This is a genomic window from Pedobacter sp. ASV12, assembly GCF_016429155.1.
GTDB lineage: Bacteria > Bacteroidota > Bacteroidia > Sphingobacteriales > Sphingobacteriaceae > Pedobacter.
The window spans coordinates 1-19099 of the sequence record NZ_JAELUC010000031.1 but is presented as its reverse complement, the minus strand read 5'-3'; the positions used below and the strand labels follow the sequence as shown (position 1 = coordinate 19099).

The 19099-nt window shown below is 44.4% G+C and carries 18 protein-coding genes; 14 read left to right on the top strand and 4 right to left on the bottom strand.

All coding sequences use genetic code 11. The features are described 5' to 3' along the window. Positions 1-62 precede the first annotated feature (62 nt). The 3 genes from JHD69_RS09710 to purN are packed head-to-tail and all read right to left on the bottom strand — an operon-like array spanning position 63 to position 1632. Entirely contained in the window at positions 63-728 is a 666-nt protein-coding gene (locus JHD69_RS09710) for an ATP-binding cassette domain-containing protein (RefSeq protein WP_199139756.1), read from the bottom strand. Next, positions 725-1018 carry a hypothetical protein gene (locus JHD69_RS09705; protein WP_199139748.1) on the bottom strand — a complete coding sequence of 98 codons (294 nt, stop codon included), beginning with the start codon at positions 1016-1018 and terminating at the stop codon, positions 725-727. Before JHD69_RS09705 ends, JHD69_RS09710 begins: the two co-directional genes overlap by 4 nt. Before the next feature lie 35 nt (positions 1019-1053). Further along, on the bottom strand, positions 1054-1632 hold the full coding sequence (purN, locus tag JHD69_RS09700) for a phosphoribosylglycinamide formyltransferase (protein ID WP_199139747.1): 579 nt from the start codon (positions 1630-1632) through the stop codon (positions 1054-1056). A 365-nt stretch (positions 1633-1997) separates the two neighbouring features. Here purN and rpsT point away from each other — a divergent pair, with 365 nt between their 5' ends. The 14 genes from rpsT to JHD69_RS09630 all read left to right on the top strand — a co-directional run bounded on the left by rpsT (position 1998) and on the right by JHD69_RS09630 (position 17661). Further along, on the top strand, positions 1998-2252 hold the full coding sequence (gene rpsT, locus JHD69_RS09695; RefSeq protein ID WP_199139746.1) for a 30S ribosomal protein S20: 255 nt from the start codon (positions 1998-2000) through the stop codon (positions 2250-2252). Positions 2253-2307: 55 nt separating this feature from the next. Further along, on the top strand, positions 2308-3354 hold the full coding sequence (locus JHD69_RS09690) for a TlpA disulfide reductase family protein (protein ID WP_199139745.1): 1047 nt from the start codon (positions 2308-2310) through the stop codon (positions 3352-3354). A gap of 5 nt (positions 3355-3359) precedes the next feature. Further along, entirely contained in the window at positions 3360-4058 is a 699-nt protein-coding gene (gene radC / locus JHD69_RS09685) for a RadC family protein (RefSeq protein WP_199139744.1), read from the top strand. A 184-nt stretch (positions 4059-4242) separates the two neighbouring features. After that, positions 4243-5079 (top strand): endonuclease/exonuclease/phosphatase family protein, encoded by an 837-nt coding sequence (locus tag JHD69_RS09680; protein ID WP_199139743.1) that lies wholly within the window; start codon positions 4243-4245, stop codon positions 5077-5079. Between the two features lie 9 nt (positions 5080-5088). Beyond that, complete coding sequence (locus JHD69_RS09675) at positions 5089-5865, top strand: prolipoprotein diacylglyceryl transferase (protein WP_199139742.1); 777 nt, start codon at positions 5089-5091, stop codon at positions 5863-5865. Further along, a complete protein-coding gene (locus JHD69_RS09670) occupies positions 5862-7253 on the top strand; it encodes a radical SAM protein (protein ID WP_199139740.1) in 1392 nt (463 codons plus the stop codon). The genes JHD69_RS09675 and JHD69_RS09670 overlap by 4 nt, the downstream gene beginning before the upstream one ends. Before the next feature lie 9 nt (positions 7254-7262). Continuing rightward, complete coding sequence (locus tag JHD69_RS09665; RefSeq protein ID WP_199139738.1) at positions 7263-7472, top strand: hypothetical protein; 210 nt, start codon at positions 7263-7265, stop codon at positions 7470-7472. Positions 7473-7621: 149 nt separating this feature from the next. Beyond that, positions 7622-10018 carry a phenylalanine--tRNA ligase subunit beta gene (gene pheT / locus JHD69_RS09660; RefSeq protein WP_199139736.1) on the top strand — a complete coding sequence of 799 codons (2397 nt, stop codon included), beginning with the start codon at positions 7622-7624 and terminating at the stop codon, positions 10016-10018. A gap of 120 nt (positions 10019-10138) precedes the next feature. After that, complete coding sequence (locus tag JHD69_RS09655; RefSeq protein ID WP_199139734.1) at positions 10139-10429, top strand: hypothetical protein; 291 nt, start codon at positions 10139-10141, stop codon at positions 10427-10429. A gap of 31 nt (positions 10430-10460) precedes the next feature. Continuing rightward, complete coding sequence (locus tag JHD69_RS09650) at positions 10461-10751, top strand: cell division protein ZapA (protein ID WP_173272232.1); 291 nt, start codon at positions 10461-10463, stop codon at positions 10749-10751. 252 nt (positions 10752-11003) lie between these two features. Beyond that, positions 11004-12566 (top strand): ribonuclease Y, encoded by a 1563-nt coding sequence (rny, locus tag JHD69_RS09645; protein ID WP_199139732.1) that lies wholly within the window; start codon positions 11004-11006, stop codon positions 12564-12566. Positions 12567-12727: 161 nt separating this feature from the next. Further along, positions 12728-13228: an Mpo1 family 2-hydroxy fatty acid dioxygenase gene (locus JHD69_RS09640; RefSeq protein ID WP_199139730.1), complete on the top strand. Its 501-nt coding sequence runs from the start codon at positions 12728-12730 to the stop codon at positions 13226-13228. Positions 13229-13340: 112 nt separating this feature from the next. Beyond that, positions 13341-16133: a TonB-dependent receptor gene (locus JHD69_RS09635; protein WP_233165831.1), complete on the top strand. Its 2793-nt coding sequence runs from the start codon at positions 13341-13343 to the stop codon at positions 16131-16133. An 85-nt stretch (positions 16134-16218) separates the two neighbouring features. Then, positions 16219-17661, top strand: coding sequence for a hypothetical protein (locus tag JHD69_RS09630; RefSeq protein ID WP_199139728.1), 1443 nt, complete (start codon positions 16219-16221; stop codon positions 17659-17661). A gap of 78 nt (positions 17662-17739) precedes the next feature. Here the strand turns inward: JHD69_RS09630 and JHD69_RS09625 are convergent, their stop codons facing one another. Then, positions 17740-18948: a hypothetical protein gene (locus JHD69_RS09625; protein ID WP_233165829.1), complete on the bottom strand. Its 1209-nt coding sequence runs from the start codon at positions 18946-18948 to the stop codon at positions 17740-17742. Between the last annotated feature and the right edge of the window lie 151 nt (positions 18949-19099).

The window sequence follows — 19099 nt, the reverse complement described above, 5'->3', positions numbered from 1 at the left end:
TGGGTGTTTTTTGAAGGTGTTTTTGAATAAAATTGAGAAGCCGTAAAAAGACGTTTTTAGCGCTATTGAGTCAGTTGGCTTACATAGCCAAACCATTCTAGATCGGCATGGCTTTGGCAGAGGTGGGTTTGACCTTCCCTCAGCAGGTAAAGCTGGTCGCCGAGTTCTACAATGTGCTGGTAATAATGGTCGGTAATGATAAAGCCCTTGCGTGGTTTCGCGGCTAGGATCAGTTCCTTTATCTTTTCGATGTGCAAAGGCATGACGTTCGAAAAAGGCTCGTCGAGCATAGAGAACTGCGATTCGGATTGTACAATGAGGTACACTTCCAGCAGGCGCCGCTGGCCTCCGGAAAGCTGGCCTACTTTGGCGCCATTCCTGCCAACAAATTCAGGGAAAGCCGCTTCGAAATCGGCAAATGCCAGTCCAAAGTCGTTAAATACCCTTTTTAAAGCGAGGGAAGCGGGCACAAAGTTGAATTGGGGCAAATAGGTGAGAAGGTCGGGTCTTTTAAAAGCTTGCGGCATGCTCTTGCCGTTAAATCTTACCGAACGGATATCGGCTTTGAGCGATCCGTAGATGATGTTCATCAGGCAGGATTTGCCCTCGCCGTTACGGCCCAGCAGGCCGGTAACCCTATTGGTTTCGCAGTTAAGGTAAACGCTCCGCAGTATTTTTCGGGTGCCAAAAGAGAGTTCTATGCCATCGGCTTCCAGTTTGTGCATCATTTGGCTAATGTCATTAGGGCTACAAACCACAAGAAATCGAAGCCCAAGGTAACGCTCCAGAGCAGTTTTTTTGAAATGCCCAAATTTTGGTAATAAACAAATTCCTTTCTTTTGCGGATATTAACGGCGTAGAAGAAAATGGCCATGGTAAGGACCTTGTACCAGCAAATGGCCGGAATGGCCCGGTTGCCTAAGGCATGGTAAAGGTACATGCAGCTCAGGCTGATGAGCAGCCCCGCAAAGAAATGGCTGAGGTAAAAAGTATAGAGCGACCTGATGGTTTTGAACATAGGTCAAGATAATGATGATTTGCCTGGTTGGCAAATCATTTTTTGATCTTTTTGATGATGCTTTCTACAATGCGCGGATAATGCAGGTGTTCCAGTTGCTGGCCTTTGAACTTGATCATTTCGAGGTTGTCGTCCTTATCGATGCGGTATTTGGCCTGGTAAATATATTCGCCTTCGTCGTAGTGCTCGTTCACGTAGTGGACGGTGATGCCTCCTTCGGTTTCCTTGGCTTCCATTACGGCTTGGTGTACGTGGTCGCCATACATGCCTTTTCCGCCAAACTTTGGCAAAATGGCGGGATGGATATTGATGATCCTGCCCGGATATTCCTGCAATAGGTTTTTGGGGATGAGCCATAAAAAGCCAGCCAGCACAATCAGGTCGATATCGAGGTTTTTGAGCAGGTCGAGGATATTGTCGGTTTTGTAAAACTCTTGCTTGTCGAAAATATGCGAAGGTATTTCAAAGCTGTCGGCGCGCTGCAATACATAGGCATCCGGATTGTTGGTCAATACCAAGGCAACTTCCACTTCCGTATTGCGCTTAAAGTGCTCCATTATCTTTTGCGCATTCGATCCTGAACCCGAAGCAAAAATTGCGATCCTTTTTTTCATTTAATGTTTGAAGTCGTTTAATAAACGGCAGGGTTTTGGGGATATGCCCTAGCCGGTTCCTTAGTTTTTTAACATTCGCCGAACAAAAACTAAACCAAACCTGGTCGGTTTGCTGATTTTTGCCCCGAAATCCCGATGTTTTTCCAAAAATAGCATTTTACCCCTTTAAAGAAATAGTTTTGTCGTTTTTTTTAAATGGCTTAACTTTAGGGTAATATAAATGCGTTCCCAGGCTTGTTTTTGGCAAGTGATTAAAAAGTAGGAGTTTAAATAAAAAATATTTTCAAAACCATTTTGGAATTTTAAAACAATAACTCTATATTTGCAGTCCGAAATAATAAAAATAGCAAAAAGGCTGAAAAAGAATGGCAAATCATAAATCGTCTTTAAAGAGAATTAGAGCAAACGCAGCAAAACGTCTACGTAACAGATATCAAGCAAAAACTACACGTACTTTCATCAAAAGATTGCGTGCTGCTGAAGATAAAAAAACTGGTTTAGAGTTATTACCTAAGGTAGTATCTATGCTAGATCGTTTGGCCAAGAAAAATGTAATCCACAAAAACAAGGCTTCTAACAATAAATCCAAATTAACGAAATTCGTTAACGGTTTAAAATAGTCGCTTTTTTTTAACTATATTAGAGCGGTGTAGCCTATGCTATACCGCTTTTTTTATGAAAAAAATCTTCGCTTTCGTTTTTTTTCTATCCCTATTTAGCCAACTCAATGCCCAGCACCGTTTTTCCGTTCGGGGCAAAATCAACAACTACGCCGGTAAGGTTTACCTCTACTACGGCAAAAAAGATTCGGTATATACCACAAACGGAAGCTTCCTGTTTAAGGGAAAGGTAAGCATTCCTACCTATGCCTATATTGCTGTTCCCTTTGCTAAACCGGTAGGCCTTACGCCTTTTTGGATCGATGCTGGCCAAACTATCCTCCAATTGGATACGGCCTCTTTTAAAAACAACAGGTTTAGCGGATTGGATGTAAAAGGAAAAATCATTCAGGCTGGGCATGCCCACCAAGTGATCGATTCGGTTACGAAGCAGTTTTCTAAAATCATCCAGTCGCCAATTGCCGACGACGAAAAGAAAAAGAACATCCGACAGGGCGTAGCCGAACTGTTGAGTCAATACCCTAATTCTATGATTTCGCTTTATATTTTGAGCGGATATCAGCAATATTTTGATAACGACGAACTGCAGCAGGTCTATGCTTCGTTAAGTCCAACACTAAAAACAACCAGTTATGCCTTGGCGATCAAGAACAATAACATCAAGCCCGTTGATGTGGTTGTGGGCCAGAAAATAGCCGATTTTGAACAGCGCAACCAGTTTGGACATCCGGTTTCGGTTAGCGATTTTAAGAGCAAGTACCTGCTGGTTGATTTTTGGGCATCGTGGTGCGTGCCTTGCAGACAAGAAAACCCAACGGTAGTGAAGGCCTACCAGCAATATAAAAATCGTGGATTTGAAATTTTAAGTGTTTCTTTGGACGACAACAAAAAGGCATGGCTTAAGGCTATCAAAGCCGATGGTTTAAAATGGACACATGTTTCTGATTTGGGGGGCTGGGAAAATACGGTTTCGAGGATGTTCAACATACGGAGCGTTCCGAGCAACATCTTGATAGACGGTAACGGGATAGTTTTGGCCACCAACCTCCGCGGAGAAGAACTCGACAAAAAACTGGCGGAAGTTTTTGGCGGAACGAAATAGGTGTCATGAAAAAGAATGAGCAAAAACTAGGCATCAAAGCCTGGGCAGAAGCCGATCGCCCCAGAGAGAAGCTCGCGGCCAAAGGCCGTAAGCAATTAACAGATGCCGAATTGATTGCCATCCTGGTTGGATCGGGCAACAAAACCGAAACGGCTGTCGACCTGAGCAAGCGCATTCTCAGGTTTTACCACAACGACCTGGCCCGATTGGCAAAAGTTGAAATCAAAGAACTGTCCAGGTTTAATGGCATTGGCGAGGCCAAAGCTATTGCCATTATTGCAGCGCTCGAATTGGGCAGGCGGCGCAAGGAAGCCGTAGCCGATAGGCCAAGAAAGGTTGTTTCTTCCCAAGATGCCTTTGCCGTAATGCAGGGCGAACTGTCGGATCTGCCACACGAAGAATTTTGGATTTTGCTGCTTAACCGTGCCCATTTTGTCATTGGCACTCAATTAGTGAGCAAAGGAGGTTTTTCGGGTACGGTGGTCGATCCGAAAGTGGTTTTCAAGATTGCTTTTGAACATAAGGCCTCTTCCATAATTCTGGCCCATAACCATCCTTCGGGCAATCTCAAGCCGAGTGCATCGGATATTGAAATTACCCAGAAGCTAGTTGCCGCAGGCTTGGTGCTTGAACTGCCGGTTATTGATCACCTGATCATAGCCGATAATTCTTTCATGAGCTTAGCCGACGAAGGTTATATGTAGTTCGTTGGCTGAATTAGGTGGTTAGGCGTTAGATGAGTAGCTTATGGGTTTCTTTTCTTAATCGACAGCTTGTTTTTATGTTGCTCGAAAAAGCTTCAACTCAACCTGTAGTTTATCAACTATCAACCATTGACTATCGCCGCGCAACACTAATTTAACATAGTATTCGTAATTTAGGGGCATGATGAGAAAAACCTTAGCCGTGTTGTTTGTTGGCCTGTGTGTGGCTACGGCAACTTTTGCCCAGAAAAATCAGCCGATCAATATCATTACCTATAACATCAGGCTCAATTTAGCTTCTGATGGCATTAACGCATGGCCCAACCGAAAAGACAATGTAAAAGCCCTGGTTCGTTTTTACGATACCGATATTCTTTGCGTACAAGAGGCGCTACCCGAGCAGTTCGACGATTTGTTGGCCAATTCCAATTTTGATGCGGTAGGTGTAGGTCGCGACGATGGCAAGCGCAAAGGCGAGTTTTCGGCAGTATATTTTAACAAAAACCGTTTCGTGAAAAAAGACGGCGGTACTTTTTGGCTGTCAACCACGCCCGATGTGCCAAGCAAAGGCTGGGATGCCGCCCTGAACCGAATCTGTTCGTGGGTAAAACTGTACGATAAGGCCAATAAAAAAGAATTTCTGGTTTTCAACACGCATTACGACCATGTGGGCGTGCAGGCGAGGATAGAATCGGCTAAGCTGCTCAAGAAGAAAATACAGGAAATTGCGCCAACGCTGCCTGTGGTTTTTACCGGCGACTTGAACGTAACGCCCGAAACAGAAGCCATCGCTACCATCAAATCGTTTTTAACAGATACCAAAGACATTTCCGTTGAGCCACCTTATGGGCCAACCGGTACCTTCAACGCGTTTAAATGGGATAGCCCTCTAAAAGACAAAATAGATTACGTATTTGTAAACAAGGCTTTCAAGGTGCAAAAGTTTGCGGTATTATCCGACAGCAAAGACCAACGTTATTACTCAGATCACTTGCCTGTTTTTGTAAGGCTTTATTTTTAGGTGCTGGTTTTGGGCAGATTCTTATGGCTTGGCTTTCCGGTCCAGTTCGCATTAGGCGGTAGGCTCTATCACTGGCATTACCTGCTCGAAACACTGGCTTTTATAGTCGGTATTCGGGTTTATTATTACCTGCGGAAAGGCGTAAAAGACCCGATTTCGGATGAGAACCGCCTGTGGATTATGCTGGGCGCAATGCTTGGGGCGCTAGTGGGCTCAAGGCTGATTGCCATTTTGGAAACCCCAGACCAACTGCCTCACCTTACCTTTAGCATTTTGTATGCCAGCAAAACCATTGCGGGTGGCTTGTTGGGCGGACTTTTGGGCGTAGAGCTCATCAAAAAGTTTATCGGGGTACGAGTTGCCTCTGGCGATTTATATGTAATCCCGATTTTAACAGCCCTGTTTATTGGTCGCATTGGCTGTTTTTTAATGGGCGTAGCCGAACCTACCTATGGCATAGAGACCCGGTTTTGGATGGGAATGGATTTGGGCGACGGAATCAAAAGACATCCGGTGGCACTTTATGAAATGATCTATTTGGTGCTGTTGTTCGCTTTGTTCCTAAGTATACGTCATAAAGAAATGCGCAATGGCGATAGATTTAAACTCTTCATGGTGCTTTATTTCCTGTATCGATTTCTGGTCGAGTTTTTAAAACCCTATCAGCCCTTGTTTTTAGAATTGAGCAGCATTCATTGGTCGGCTCTATTTATATTCCTATATTACTATAAGTTTTTGATCCGAATGTGCAAGGCAGCTTTTGCCGAGAAACCGATTAGCCCATGAAAACAAGAGATTACATCTATTACGACTATACGAAAAGCCTTTGCCCCGAATGCCTGATGCTTTGCGATGCCAAGATCATTTTTCAGGATGCGAAGGTTTATATGCTTAAAAACTGTCGCACGCATGGCGAAAGCAAGGTCATGATTGCCGATGATGTGGAATATTACAAGCAGATCAGGAACTATAACAAGCAGTCGGAAATGCCTTTGAAGTTTAACACCAAAGTGCATTATGGCTGCCCCTACGATTGCGGGTTGTGTACCGACCACGAACAGCATTCGTGCCTGACCGTTGTTGAGGTAACCGACCGATGCAACCTGAGCTGTCCAACCTGTTATGCCATGTCATCGCCACATTACGGCAGGCACCGTACTTTGGCAGAAATCGACAAAATGCTCGATGTAGTGGTGGCCAATGAAGGCGAGCCCGATGTGGTGCAGCTTTCGGGCGGCGAGCCCACCGTGCATCCCGATTTTTTTGCCATCCTCGATCTGGCCAAAACCAAGCCCATCAAACACCTGATGGTCAACACCAACGGAATCCGCCTAGCCAAAGACATTGGTTTTGTAGAGAAGCTGGCCAGCTATATGCCCGATTTCGAAATCTATCTGCAGTTTGATAGTTTCAGTCCCGAAGTGCTTACGCAATTAAGGGGCGAAGACCTGACCGAGGTGAGAAGAAAGGCCATCGACCACCTCAACCAATTCAATGTGTCTACTACCTTGGTGGTTACTTTGCAAAAAGGCCTTAACGATCACGAAATTGGTGATATTCTGGCTTACGCCCTCAAACAAAAATGCGTAAGGGGCGTCACTTTTCAGCCTACCCAGGTTGCCGGTCGTAACGACAATTACAACGATCAGGCCGGTCGGATTACCTTAACCGAAGTACGCCGCAAAATTTACGAACAGTCTATTTTTACCCCTCAAGACCTGATTCCGGTACCTTGTAACCCTGATGCGCTGTGTATGGCCTATGCCTTAAAAATAGATGATGATGTTATCCCGATGACCAACCTGATCAACCCGGAAGACTTGCTCAACAATTCGAAAAATACAATCGTGTTTGAGCATGATGAGAAACTGAAAGAACACATGATCAATTTGTTCAGTACCGGTGTTTCGGTCGATTGTGCCGAAGGTACGTTTGGCGAACTGATGTGCTGTTTGCCAAGGGTGCAGGCCGATGGCTTAAAGTACGACAACCTGTTTCGAATCATCATCATGAATTTTATGGATCCATTGGATTTTGATGTGCGCGCCGTAAAGAAATCCTGTGTCCACATTGTGAGCGATAAATACAAGATGGTGCCTTTCGAAACCATGAATATTTTTTACCGCGATCATAAAATTGATGCGATCAGGCAAAAATTGACACCAATTGATTAACTTTAAGCTATGGACGGAATAATTGTATTATCCTTACTGTATTGGGCCTTCACAGGGATACTTTTCCTGGTTGGTTTGATCATGGTCATTGCAAAATCTTCCAGCAGTCAGCCCGTTAAGCCGGGTTTGAGGCTCATCATCATTTCCGTAATTATGGTAGTGGTTGGCGCCGGTGCCTGTGCAGCCATTCTCAGTGGCATTGGTGGCGGCATGCATTGATTTTTTCTTTGTCAAACTATTCGCCTGCCTTTCTGCTTTCGGCATTAAATAATATCTTTGCGTTTTAATAGCAAAGTATTGCATAGCGAGAATTGAGAGGTGCGAAAAACCTCACGCTACATGCAATGCGCCATACTCGATACTGAAACATGAAAATATCATACAACTGGCTCAAGCAATTTATACAAACCGATAAAACGCCACAGGAAATCTCGCTTATTTTAACCAATATTGGTTTAGAAGTAGAGAGCCTTGAAAAAGTGCAGCCTGTTTTGGGCGGCTTAGAGGGTTTGGTCATTGGCCAGGTAGTTGAATGCGTCCAGCATCCCAACGCCGATCGTTTGCGCGTAACCAAGGTTGACGTCGGTACCGGCGAATGGCTGCAAATTGTATGTGGTGCGCCAAATGTGGCAGCCGGACAAAAGGTAGTAGTAGCTACGGTGGGCACAACCGTTTATCCCAACGAAGGCGAGCCTTTTAAAATCAACAAATCTAAAATCAGGGGCGAAGAGTCGGCCGGTATGATTTGTGCCGAAGACGAGATCGGTTTGGGCGCTTCACATGCCGGTATCATGGTATTGCCAGAAGATACTGCAATAGGGATCGCTGCCAAGTCGTATTTCAAGATGGAAGATGATTTCATGTTCGAAATCGGATTAACGCCAAACCGCGCCGATGCCGCTTCGCATTTGGGCGTGGCCAGGGATTTGGCGGCTTATTTGCGTACTTCTTACCAAATGCCTGATGTTTCGGCCTTTAAAACCGACAACGAATCGTTAAAGATCGAGGTTACGGTAGAGGATACCGAAGCTTGTCCGCGTTACAGCAGCGTTACCATTAGCGGCGTAACCGTTAAGGCATCGCCCGATTGGCTAAAAGACAAATTAAAAGTAATCGGTATCCGACCGATCAATAATATCGTAGACGTTACCAATTATGTGCTGCACGAGTTGGGCCAGCCTTTGCACGCCTTTGATGCCGACCAAATTGACGGCAAGCAAGTCATCGTAAAACAATGCCCTGAAGGCACGCCGTTTGTAACGCTTGATGATGTGGAGCGCAAGCTTTCGGCCGAAGACCTGATGATCTGCAGCGCCACCAAGCCGATGTGCATTGCCGGCGTATTTGGCGGCAAGAACTCTGGCGTAAGCGAGCAAACCACCAATATCTTCTTAGAAAGTGCTTATTTCAATTCGGTATCGGTTCGTAAAACTTCAAAAAGACATGGCTTAAAAACCGATGCTTCTTTCCGTTTCGAGCGCGGTACAGATCCAGAAATTACAGTAACGGCGCTTAAGCGTGCGGCCTTGCTGATCAAGGAAGTGGCTGGTGGAGAGATTTCTTCGGCCATTGCTGATATTTATCCCGCTCCTGCACAGCCATTCGATGTAGAGATGACTTATGAAGGCATCATTGCTTTGATCGGACAGGACATTCCGAACACCGAAATCAAAGCCATCCTTGTGGCCCTGGGCATTACCGTTGCGGCAGAAACCGAAAAAGGCCTGAGCCTAAAAGTGCCGGCCTACAAGGTAGACGTAACCCGCGAATGCGACATTACCGAAGAGGTATTGCGTATTTATGGCTACGACAATATTGTTATCCCTACCAAGGTAAATGCCTCATTAGCCTATACCGCCAAGCCAAATAAAGAAAATATCCAGAACCTGATTGCCGATATGCTTACTGCAAACGGCTTTTTAGAAATCTGGTGCAATTCGCTTACCCGTTCGGCCTTTTCTAAAAAGCCAGAAGAAGCCGTACAGATTTTAAATCCGTTGAGCTCCGACTTGAACGTCATGCGTCAAAGTTTGTTGCAGCCGGCTTTGGAAAGCGTGGTGTACAATCAGAACCGCAGAAATGCCGATCTGAAATGCTACGAGTTTGGCAAAACCTATCATTTAATTCATGGCGAGTATATAGAGCGTCCGCGTTTGCTGGTATTGGTTACTGGCAGCAAGCAAAGCGAACAATGGAACCAAAACGATGGTCCTTCTACTTTTTACAACTTGAAGGCAGCCGTAGATGCCATTATTGGCCGTTTGGGCATTGCCAATTTCCAATCGGAAGAAATTAGCGACGAAAATTTTGCTTACGGACTGAAATATTTCAGAGGCGCACAAACCCTGGTTTCGTTTGGCGCAGCCACGCTGGCCGATAGAAAACAAGCCGGAACCGACAAGGAAGTGTTTTATGCCGATTTTGATTGGGCTGGATTGTTGGATGCGGTTCGCAAAAACAAGATCATCAACAAAGAAGTTCCGAAATACCCATCGGTAAGAAGGGATTTGTCGATGTTGGTCGACAAAAAGGTTACTTTCGACGAGTTAAAGACGATTGCCTTTAAAACAGAGAAGAAATTGATCAAGCAGGTGCAGGTATTTGACGTGTACGAAGGCGACAAGCTTCCGGAAGGCAAAAAGTCGTACGCCCTGAACTTTACGCTGCAAGACGAGGAGCAAACCTTAACCGATAAGCAAATCGATGCGGTGATGCAAAAGATTATAGCTAACTTAGTCCAAAACGCAAAAGCAGAAATTAGATAATAAAGAAATGATGGAATGATCGCATGAAGGAATGAAAGAATGGGGAGCTAAGTTTTTTAATCGGAACGTCCACATTCAATCACTCGAAATTCTTTCATTCAATAATTAAAACTTAAAAGCATGTCTTCAGTTGCCGACCAATTAAATAACGTATTGCTCAAAACAGCTCGCCTTATCGAGCTCTGCAATGCCCTGCAAGAAGAAAATGAACTTTTAAAGTTAGAAAACAAGCACGTAAAGGCCACGTTAGACCGAGCTAAAATTAACGAAGCCGACCTTACCGAAAAGCTGCGCGTGCTCAAATTAGCGAAGAGTATTGAAGGCACAAGTGAAAAGACACTTGATATAAAGCAAAAAATTAACGAATTTGTGCGTGAAATTGATAAGTGTGTGGTGTTGCTAAAAAAATAGCGGCGCAAAAAATTGAAACAAAGCTTAAAAAATGGGAGAAATCTCGATTAAAATAACTATTTCCGACCGTATTTACCCCCTAAAGGTAAACATGGAAGAAGAAGAGATCGTGAGGCGGGCTGCTAAGATTATCAACGAGCGCATAAAAGACTACCAAGAAAATTATGCGGTTAGAGATAAACAAGATCTGCTTTCGATGGCGGTGTTGCATTATGCAACGGCGGTGTTGAGAACAGAACATAAAGTCCAGAATCAAGATACTGCCGTTGCCGAGAAGGTGGAGGAGTTGGATAGTTTGCTAAACGGATTTTTCGCTAAATAAAAACGTTCTTATAACGGCCTTAATTGAAGCTACAACTTCAAGCGGGAGCCGTATAAGCTAATAGAATTTGGCCGTAGCTAAATTTTTATGTTTCAATGTTTCCTGGCTATCTTTTTTCGGCTTTTGCCGGCAGATGAAAGCAGGCATGCACGGACATAATAATTAAGTTACGGTTTTTTTATAAACAAAAAACGATGGAATCATGAAGCTTAAAGGATGGCTCCATCACCAATTAAAAACTAAACATAAACAATGGAAATACTAGGGATAACAGGATGCGTGCTGGCCAGCTTGATTGTTGGTATAGCAATTGGCAGATACCTGTTGCGGAACCTGCTTAAACAACAAGAGGTAGCCGCGCAAAGCAAAGCGAAGAAAATACTGAAAGATGCAGAGAGCCAAGCCGAAATCATGAAGAAAGACCGACTGCTGGAGGCCAAGGAAAAATTCCTGCAGCTGAAGGCAGAACACGAACAACAGGTAAATGCACGAAATAACGAGGTAAACCAACGCGAAAACGGCATCAAGCAAAAAGAACAATCGTTAAACCAAAAGCTCGAAAACGCCAACCGCAAAGAGCAGGAGCTTGATAACCAACGTAACAACCTGGAAAAACAAACGGCCTTGGCTCTTAAAAAACAGGAAGAAGTAGATGTGTTGAAGCAACAACACGTAAAGCAACTAGAAACCATTGCCGGTTTAAGCGCCGAAGAAGCCAAAAACCAACTGGTAGAAAATATGAAATCAGAAGCCCGTTCGCAGGCCCTGATGCAGGTAAAAGATATCGTAGACGAAGCCAAGCTCACCGCCAGCAAAGAAGCTAAGAAAGTGGTTATCCAAACTATTCAGCGTACAGCTGCCGAGGCGGCCATCGAGAACTCGGTATCTATTTTCCACATCGACAACGACGAAATCAAAGGTCGTGTAATTGGTAGAGAAGGCAGGAACATCCGCGCCTTAGAAGCGGCAACCGGGATCGAAATTATTGTTGATGATACCCCAGAAGCCATTATCCTATCTGGATTTGATCCGGTAAGAAGAGAGATTGCCCGATTGGCGCTACACCGCTTGGTAACCGACGGCCGTATACATCCGGCCCGTATTGAAGAGGTCGTAGCCAAAACCAAGAAACAAATCGAAGACGAAATCGTAGAAATCGGCGAGCGTACGGTAATTGATTTGGGCATCCATGGTTTGCACCCTGAGCTGATCAGGATGGTAGGCCGCATGCGTTACCGTTCTTCGTACGGACAAAACCTGTTGCACCACTCGCGCGAAGTGGCTAATTTCTGTGCCACCATGGCGGCAGAGTTGGGCTTGAATGCCAAGTTGGCCAAACGTGCCGGCTTATTGCACGATATAGGTAAAGTGCCTGATGATAATCCGGAATTGCCACACGCTATTTTGGGTATGCAACTGGCCGAAAAATATAAGGAACACCCAGAGGTGTGCAACGCCATTGGCGCCCACCACGACGAGATCGAGATGACTTCTATGATTTCGCCGATCATCCAGGCCTGCGACTCGATTTCGGGTGCACGTCCGGGCGCACGTCGCGAAGTAGTGGAAAGCTATATCAAACGTTTAAAAGAACTGGAAGAACTGGCGCTTTCTTACCCAGGCGTAGAAAAAACCTTTGCCATCCAGGCAGGTAGAGAGCTAAGGGTAGTGGTAGAAAGCGAAAGGGTAACCGATCAGCAAGCCGAACTGTTGGCGGCCGATATCTCTAACCGCATCCAAACCGAAATGACCTATCCGGGCCAGATCAAGGTTACGGTAATCAGGGAAACCCGCTCGGTAGCCTTTGCCAAATAACAGTGCATTGGTAGCTGAGCAAGCTAAATTATTTAAAAAGCGGTAGATTTGTCTACCGCTTTTTTTATTTTTATAGACTAAAACCATCGAAAAATTGAGCTGGCTAGGTCTTATGGCTGTAGCAGGCTTAATCATAAGCCTTGGTTGAAAAAATAAGCAACATGGAAAAACTAGCTAAACGTCCGGTCGACATCTATTTTGATAAATATGGCGAGAGCCATCAAAACCATACCAACGAACTAATCCACTGGATCTGTGTTCCCTTAATTGTATTCAGCCTATTGGGCTTGGTATGGCAAATCCCCTTTCCGCATCTGGATTTTCTGGGCCAGTATAACGGCTATTTCAATTGGGCCTCTTTTCTGATTGCCTTTGCCATGTATTATTACTTCACCTTGTCGCCGGTGCTGTTCTTTTTAATGATCTGGATTATCGGACTGATGAGCTATGGCATTGTAAAGCTGGAGCATTGGCAAACGGCGGGCGGACCGGCAGCCTGGCTGGTATTCGCCATCATTTTCGTGGTAGCCTGGATTGGGCAGTTTATTGGCCATAAAATAGAAGGCAAAAAGCCCTCATTTTTAGATGATGTTAAGTTTTTGTTAATCGGCCCGATTTGGTTGTTGCATTTTGTTTGCAAAAAAGTAGGGCTAAAATATTGATATGGCGGCCATTTAACAATTAGTTAACCTTTGCATAAACGAATGGTAATTTGGCGCTAACATAGAGCTAACATTGTGGTAATAGTTTTGCCTAAACAAATAATCAGGCAAATTGAACTCACAATTAACTCTTAAAAAAGCGCTTTTTACATTGCTATTCTTGGTGATGGGAGCGGCTGTTTTCGCACAGGGGACAGGCAAAATTTCAGGAACCGTATCAGACAAGAAAACAGGCGAAACACTGATCGGCGTTTCCGTTAAATTGGCAGGTACCACCAAAGGTGTAGGTACCGATGTTGACGGCAAATATGTGCTTCCGGGACTTACCGAAGGCAAGCATATCATCGAGATTTCTTACGTAGGCTATGCCACCAAAAGGATTACCGATGTGGAAGTTAAAAGCGGCGTTACCACTTCCTTAAACGTGGTAATGGAAGAAGCCAGCTCGCAAACCCTAAAACAGGTGGTGATTACCGCCAACTTTAAACAGGAATCGGTTAACTCGCTTTATGCACAGCAAAAAAACAGTTCTGTAATTTCTGATGGTATTTCGAGCGATCAGATCAAGAAATCGCCAGATAAGAATACTTCAGAAGCCTTGAGGCGTGTAAGCGGCGCTACCATCCAAGACAATAAGTTTGTTGTGGTAAGGGGCTTGAGCGATCGTTACAATACAGCTACCTTAGACAATTCTACGTTGCCGAGCACCGAGCCTAACCGGAAGGCCTTCTCGTTCGATATTGTGCCGGCCAACTTGGTAGACAAAATTACCATCAGCAAAACCGCCACTCCAGACCTTCCTGCCGATTTTGCTGGCGGAGCCGTTCAGATTACCACCAAAGATATTCCAGACGATAACTTTATCTCTTTTGGCGTAGGCTATGGCTACAACAGCCAATCAACTTTCAAAGACTTTTTGGCCACCAGCAAAAATGCCCTGAACTATTTGGGCTTTGACGATGGTTCTAAACAACTGGCCGATAATTTTCCTTCGAGAAACAAAATCCTGAGCGGGTTGACACCGGCCAGAAACGTAGGCGCCTTAAAGTCATTGCCAAACGATTTCACCATCAACAACAATTCGGCTTTGCCTAGCCAGAACTACCAGTTTAGCATGGGCAGGGTAAAACACTTTAAAGACGATAGCCGTTTTGGTGCCTTGGTTTCTTTAACCTACCGCAACTCGCAAAATATTGGCGAAGATGTGAAACGTGCATTTTATGTGTATGATTATAACGATAACCAATATAAGTTCTCGACCAACTTGGGCGCCTTGGCCAACTTTGCCTACAGCTTTGGCAAAAACAAGATCAGCTTCAAGAACATCTACAATAAAAACTACGACGACAACTATACCGAGCGTACCGGTATCAACCAAGGGTCGACAACCATCAACAGGTTTTATGCCTACGATGTTATGCAAAAGTCGCTGTTCAAGTCTACCTTGGAAGGCGAGCACCAGATTGGTGGTAAAAGCAGCAAGTTAAAATGGTCGGCCTCGTTCAGTAACGTAACCAACGATCAGCCTAACCAGTTGAAAATAAACTATGCAAAGGCCTTGGCTTCGCAAAACGATCCAAGTGTGCCTTATCAAGCCAATATTACTTCATTAGGTAAAGAAAACACCCGCTTGTTTTCTAACCTGAACGAAAATATTTATGCAGGTGATGTAAACTACAGCACCCCGGTTAAATTGTTCAACGCCTCAAGCACCTTTAAGGCAGGCTTGGGTTCGCAATACCGCGAGCGTACGTTTAACGCCAGGTTTATTGGTGCAGAACTGCACTCTAACGATGCCGACGAAATGCAACGCATCAGGGCGCTGCCAGTTAACCAGATTTTCTCGCCTTCGCTTATTCAATCGGGCGTTTACAAGCTCAACGAAATCGGAAGCGATGTTGACAGCTACGATGCCAATTCGTTTACCAATTATGGTTATGCCATGTTAGACCAGAAATTCGGCGAGAAATTCCGTGCGGTGTATGGCGTGCGGGTAGAAAACTATAATGTCCAATTATCGAATGTGAAAAAAACCTATGTTGACGATACCCAACTCGACGTTTTGCCCTCGGTTAACTTAACCTACAGCCTAACGGCAAAAAGCAATTTGAGGGCTTCTTACTACCGTACCTTGGCCAGGCCAGAATTCAGGGAGCTGACTTTGTCTTCATACTATGATTACGAATTGCTGGCCAACCAATCGGGTAACCCCAACCTGAAGAGGACCTTGATCGATAATGCCGATTTAAGATACGAAATCTATCCGGGTGCAGGCGAGATCCTATCGGTATCGGCTTTCTACAAGAACTTTAACAATGCGATCGAATCGTACCGCTACGATGTGTTGTCAACACCAGACATCTCTTATTTCAATACCGCAAAAGCCTACAGCTATGGTTTGGAATTTGAAGTGAGGAAAAACCTCGGTTTTATCGGTGGGGGCCAGTTTCTTAAAAACACTACGGCCTATGCCAACGTTTCTTTGGTGAAGTCGAAAATCAAAAACCCTGAAGACCAGAACTACATCGATAAAACCCGCCCGATGGTTGGCCAATCGCCTTATGTAGTGAATGCAGGTTTGCAGCATACGGCACTGAACAACAAATTGAGCCTCAACGTACTTTACAACAGAATTGGCAGAAGGATTATCCAAGCCAGCGGCATTACTTTCCCAAGCACTTGGGAGGCCCCGCGCGACGTGATCGATTTTCAGGCTGGTTATAAAGTAATCAAGTCGAGAGGCGAAATCAAACTGAACGTAGGCGATATCCTAAACCAGCGCAATACCATTTACTTCGATTACAACAAGAACAAAAAATACGATACCAATACCGGTGGCGACGAGACGATTATGTCGTATAAGCCAGGTACAAATGTCTCATTGTCATTTAGTTATTCGTTTTAATACTTAACATATTGTTAATGTGAGGTTAACGGTAAAGCAAACTTAAATCAATCTATTTGCACTATTCAAAAAGAAAACAAGAAAAATGAAAATCAAAATTTTATTATTAGCATTATCGGTTGTTTTGTTCGCAACCTCATGCAAGAAGAACAGCGTTGTTGATGACGAGCCAACTCCTGCTGCAGGAAATGTAGTAGAGGTTAGCGGCGAGATTTCTGCCAACACAACTTGGTCTGCAAGCAAGATCTATTTGTTAAAAGGCTTTGTTTATGTAAGCAATGGTGCTACCTTAACTATCGAGCCTGGAACAATCGTTAAAGGCGATAAAGCAACTAAAGGTACTTTGATCATCACCCGCGGCGCCAAGATCAATGCTACTGGTACTGTTGATAAACCAATTGTATTTACTTCTGCTTTGGCAGCTGGCGCACGTAGCCAAGGCGATTGGGGCGGTGTAATCCTTTTGGGTAAGGCCCCTGTAAACCAAGGTACCGATGTTAAAATAGAAGGTGGTTTGGTACAGCCTACTGGTAAAGACGAAAAAGCCTATATTTTTTACGGCGGTACAGATCCAGCAGACAACTCTGGTACAATGAAATATGTACGTATCGAGTTTGCCGGTATCGCTTATTCAGTTGATAACGAAATCAACGGATTGACCATGGGCGGTGTTGGTAATGGTACTACTTTGGATTATATCCAAGTTTATCGTTCTGGCGACGATGCTTTCGAGTGGTTCGGCGGTACAGTAAATGCAAAACACTTATTGGCTATCGGTACTTGGGATGATGATTTCGATACAGATTTCGGTTATTCAGGCAATGTTCAGTTTGCTTTGGCTCAACGTGTATCTACTGTGGCCGACCAATCAGGTTCAAACGGTTTCGAATCAGATAACAATGCAACAGGTACCGACCAAACACCTAAAACTTCGGCTGTTTTCTCAAACGTAACCATCATTGGTCCATGCAAAGCCGCTACAGGTTCTTTCAATGCCAATTTCCAAAATGGTGCACAAATCCGTCGTAACTCTTCGATCAGCATCCTGAACTCGGTTATCGCTGGTTATCCAATTGGTTTGTACATTGACGATACAACCGTTCAAACGGCAAATTCTACTACCGCAAACTTCAACTCAGGTTCGATGGTTATTGCCAACAACTTGATTTATGGTACAAGAACACAAGAAGTTAAAATGAGCAACACTGGTGCCTTGGCAACTGTTGAAGCTAAGCTTCGTACCGATAACGTTTTTGCCAACGGTCTTTTTGCAGCTAACTTGTTTGTAAACCCTTATTTATATGCAACTGATTTCGGATCGGGTGCAACCCTAGGCACAGCTAACTTTACTTTGGCTGCGGGTTCGGTTGCCGCAACTGGTGCTTCATTCACCAACGCAAAAGTATCGGGTTCGTTCTTCACGCCTGTTGCTTACAAAGGCGCTTTTGGTACGGATAACTGGGCAGCTGGTTGGGCAGAAGTTGATGCACAATCATTGGCTTACACCACGCCGGGTGCTGTAAAATAATAAGATATTAAATTGTTTATTTCGAACCGTTCCGATTAGCTTCGGGACGGTTTTTTTATGCCCTCAAATATGGGAGGATTATTTGTTGAGCGGGTCGTAATGGTATACCACCTCGTAAGGCTTGTTTTTCAGGCTGGCCGATAGTTCGCCCAGTTTGAGGTTCTGCTGCTGTGGCGTAGGTTCGCAAACGGTGTACGATTTGCCGTTGTAGATAATGGCATTGCCAATGGGCTTATCGAACTGTACGGCCATGGTAATATGCGTAGGGTAGAGCATGGCAATCATGGGCAGGTTGTAGATTTCCTTTACCAAAAAGAAAAACAAGGCCGCGCGGTCGTCGCAGTCGCTGTACTTATTCAATAGGGTTTGTTCTGGCGATAGGCGCTTTTCCTTGCCAAAATTATCTTCGTCGTTTTCGTAAAGAAAAGCATAGCGGGTAAAGCGCATGAGGTAATCCACGCCGTTTTTGGTGCTCATGCCTTTAAGGTTCTCCTTTAATATCGGAATAAGCGATTGATAGGTTTCCCTGCTCAGCGGAATATTAAAATAAGTCCCGAAATCTACGCCCGGATAGTTGGCAAAAATCTTATCTACCTCATTGTTCAGCTTTACCTTAAAGTGGTAGGCTTTGTGCTTGTAGTTAAAAGCCAGTTGCTTCTCGGTATAATCTTCAGGCTTGAACTCGGGCATGCGGGTTACCTTATAACTGAAAGCGTTCTTGGCTTCCGCAATCGCAATATTTACCGGCTTGTAGGTGTCTTCGCGCTTAAATAACTTGCCGTAGTCGTGGTAGTTGAGACAGGTATATTTTTTGTCGTCGACCATAAAGAACGGGATATCGGCAATGTCTTCGTTGTTGCGGATGTAGAAAATAATCTGGTCGTTGCCCACCGCCACCTTGGCATCGTAGCCCGATTTGGTCATTAAAAACCATTTATACAAGGTATAACGACCATAGTTTTCGGCCTTCGGACTAATTTCCTGCGCTGTTTTTCTAACCAGTTGGTAATAGAGCCAGTCGTTCAGCTTGTAATTGTCGCGGTAATCGAGCAAGGCCTGTACAAGCGCCTGGTAATGCCCAGAATTTACCTTGTTGTAAAAATCTTTAACCGACTGATTGGTAAGTGGCAATTGAAAAGCAATATCGACGGTAGAATCAGCTTCAAAATTGAAAGTGCCCTCATAAAATTCAAAGCTATGGCGCTGGGCTCTTGCACTTGCAAAAGAAAACGCTAATCCGATGATGATGAGAAGCTTATAGGCGATATGTTGGACTCTGCTTTTCAATGCCTTAACATAGTGATAATATTAAATATATATAAATTTAACCTACCAGCCTAGCATTTATTGTCCAAAAAATGTTAAATCTGACAAAAAATCATTTTTTGCCGATTCCTATATCTGTCTCTTATACACATCTCCGAGCCCACGAGACAGT

Bases quoted from the DNA above. Each gene is read 5' to 3' on its own strand.
- JHD69_RS09710 (WP_199139756.1), bottom strand. From the start codon at position 728: ATGATGCACAAACTGGAAGCCGATGGCATAGAACTCTCTTTTGGCACC.
- JHD69_RS09705 (WP_199139748.1), bottom strand. From the start codon at position 1,018: ATGTTCAAAACCATCAGGTCGCTCTATACTTTTTACCTCAGCCATTTC.
- purN (WP_199139747.1), bottom strand. From the start codon at position 1,632: ATGAAAAAAAGGATCGCAATTTTTGCTTCGGGTTCAGGATCGAATGCG.
- rpsT (WP_199139746.1), top strand. From the start codon at position 1,998: ATGGCAAATCATAAATCGTCTTTAAAGAGAATTAGAGCAAACGCAGCA.
- JHD69_RS09690 (WP_199139745.1), top strand. From the start codon at position 2,308: ATGAAAAAAATCTTCGCTTTCGTTTTTTTTCTATCCCTATTTAGCCAA.
- radC (WP_199139744.1), top strand. From the start codon at position 3,360: ATGAAAAAGAATGAGCAAAAACTAGGCATCAAAGCCTGGGCAGAAGCC.
- JHD69_RS09680 (WP_199139743.1), top strand. From the start codon at position 4,243: ATGAGAAAAACCTTAGCCGTGTTGTTTGTTGGCCTGTGTGTGGCTACG.
- JHD69_RS09670 (WP_199139740.1), top strand. From the start codon at position 5,862: ATGAAAACAAGAGATTACATCTATTACGACTATACGAAAAGCCTTTGC.
- JHD69_RS09665 (WP_199139738.1), top strand. From the start codon at position 7,263: ATGGACGGAATAATTGTATTATCCTTACTGTATTGGGCCTTCACAGGG.
- pheT (WP_199139736.1), top strand. From the start codon at position 7,622: ATGAAAATATCATACAACTGGCTCAAGCAATTTATACAAACCGATAAA.
- JHD69_RS09655 (WP_199139734.1), top strand. From the start codon at position 10,139: ATGTCTTCAGTTGCCGACCAATTAAATAACGTATTGCTCAAAACAGCT.
- JHD69_RS09650 (WP_173272232.1), top strand. From the start codon at position 10,461: ATGGGAGAAATCTCGATTAAAATAACTATTTCCGACCGTATTTACCCC.
- rny (WP_199139732.1), top strand. From the start codon at position 11,004: ATGGAAATACTAGGGATAACAGGATGCGTGCTGGCCAGCTTGATTGTT.
- JHD69_RS09640 (WP_199139730.1), top strand. From the start codon at position 12,728: ATGGAAAAACTAGCTAAACGTCCGGTCGACATCTATTTTGATAAATAT.
- JHD69_RS09630 (WP_199139728.1), top strand. From the start codon at position 16,219: ATGAAAATCAAAATTTTATTATTAGCATTATCGGTTGTTTTGTTCGCA.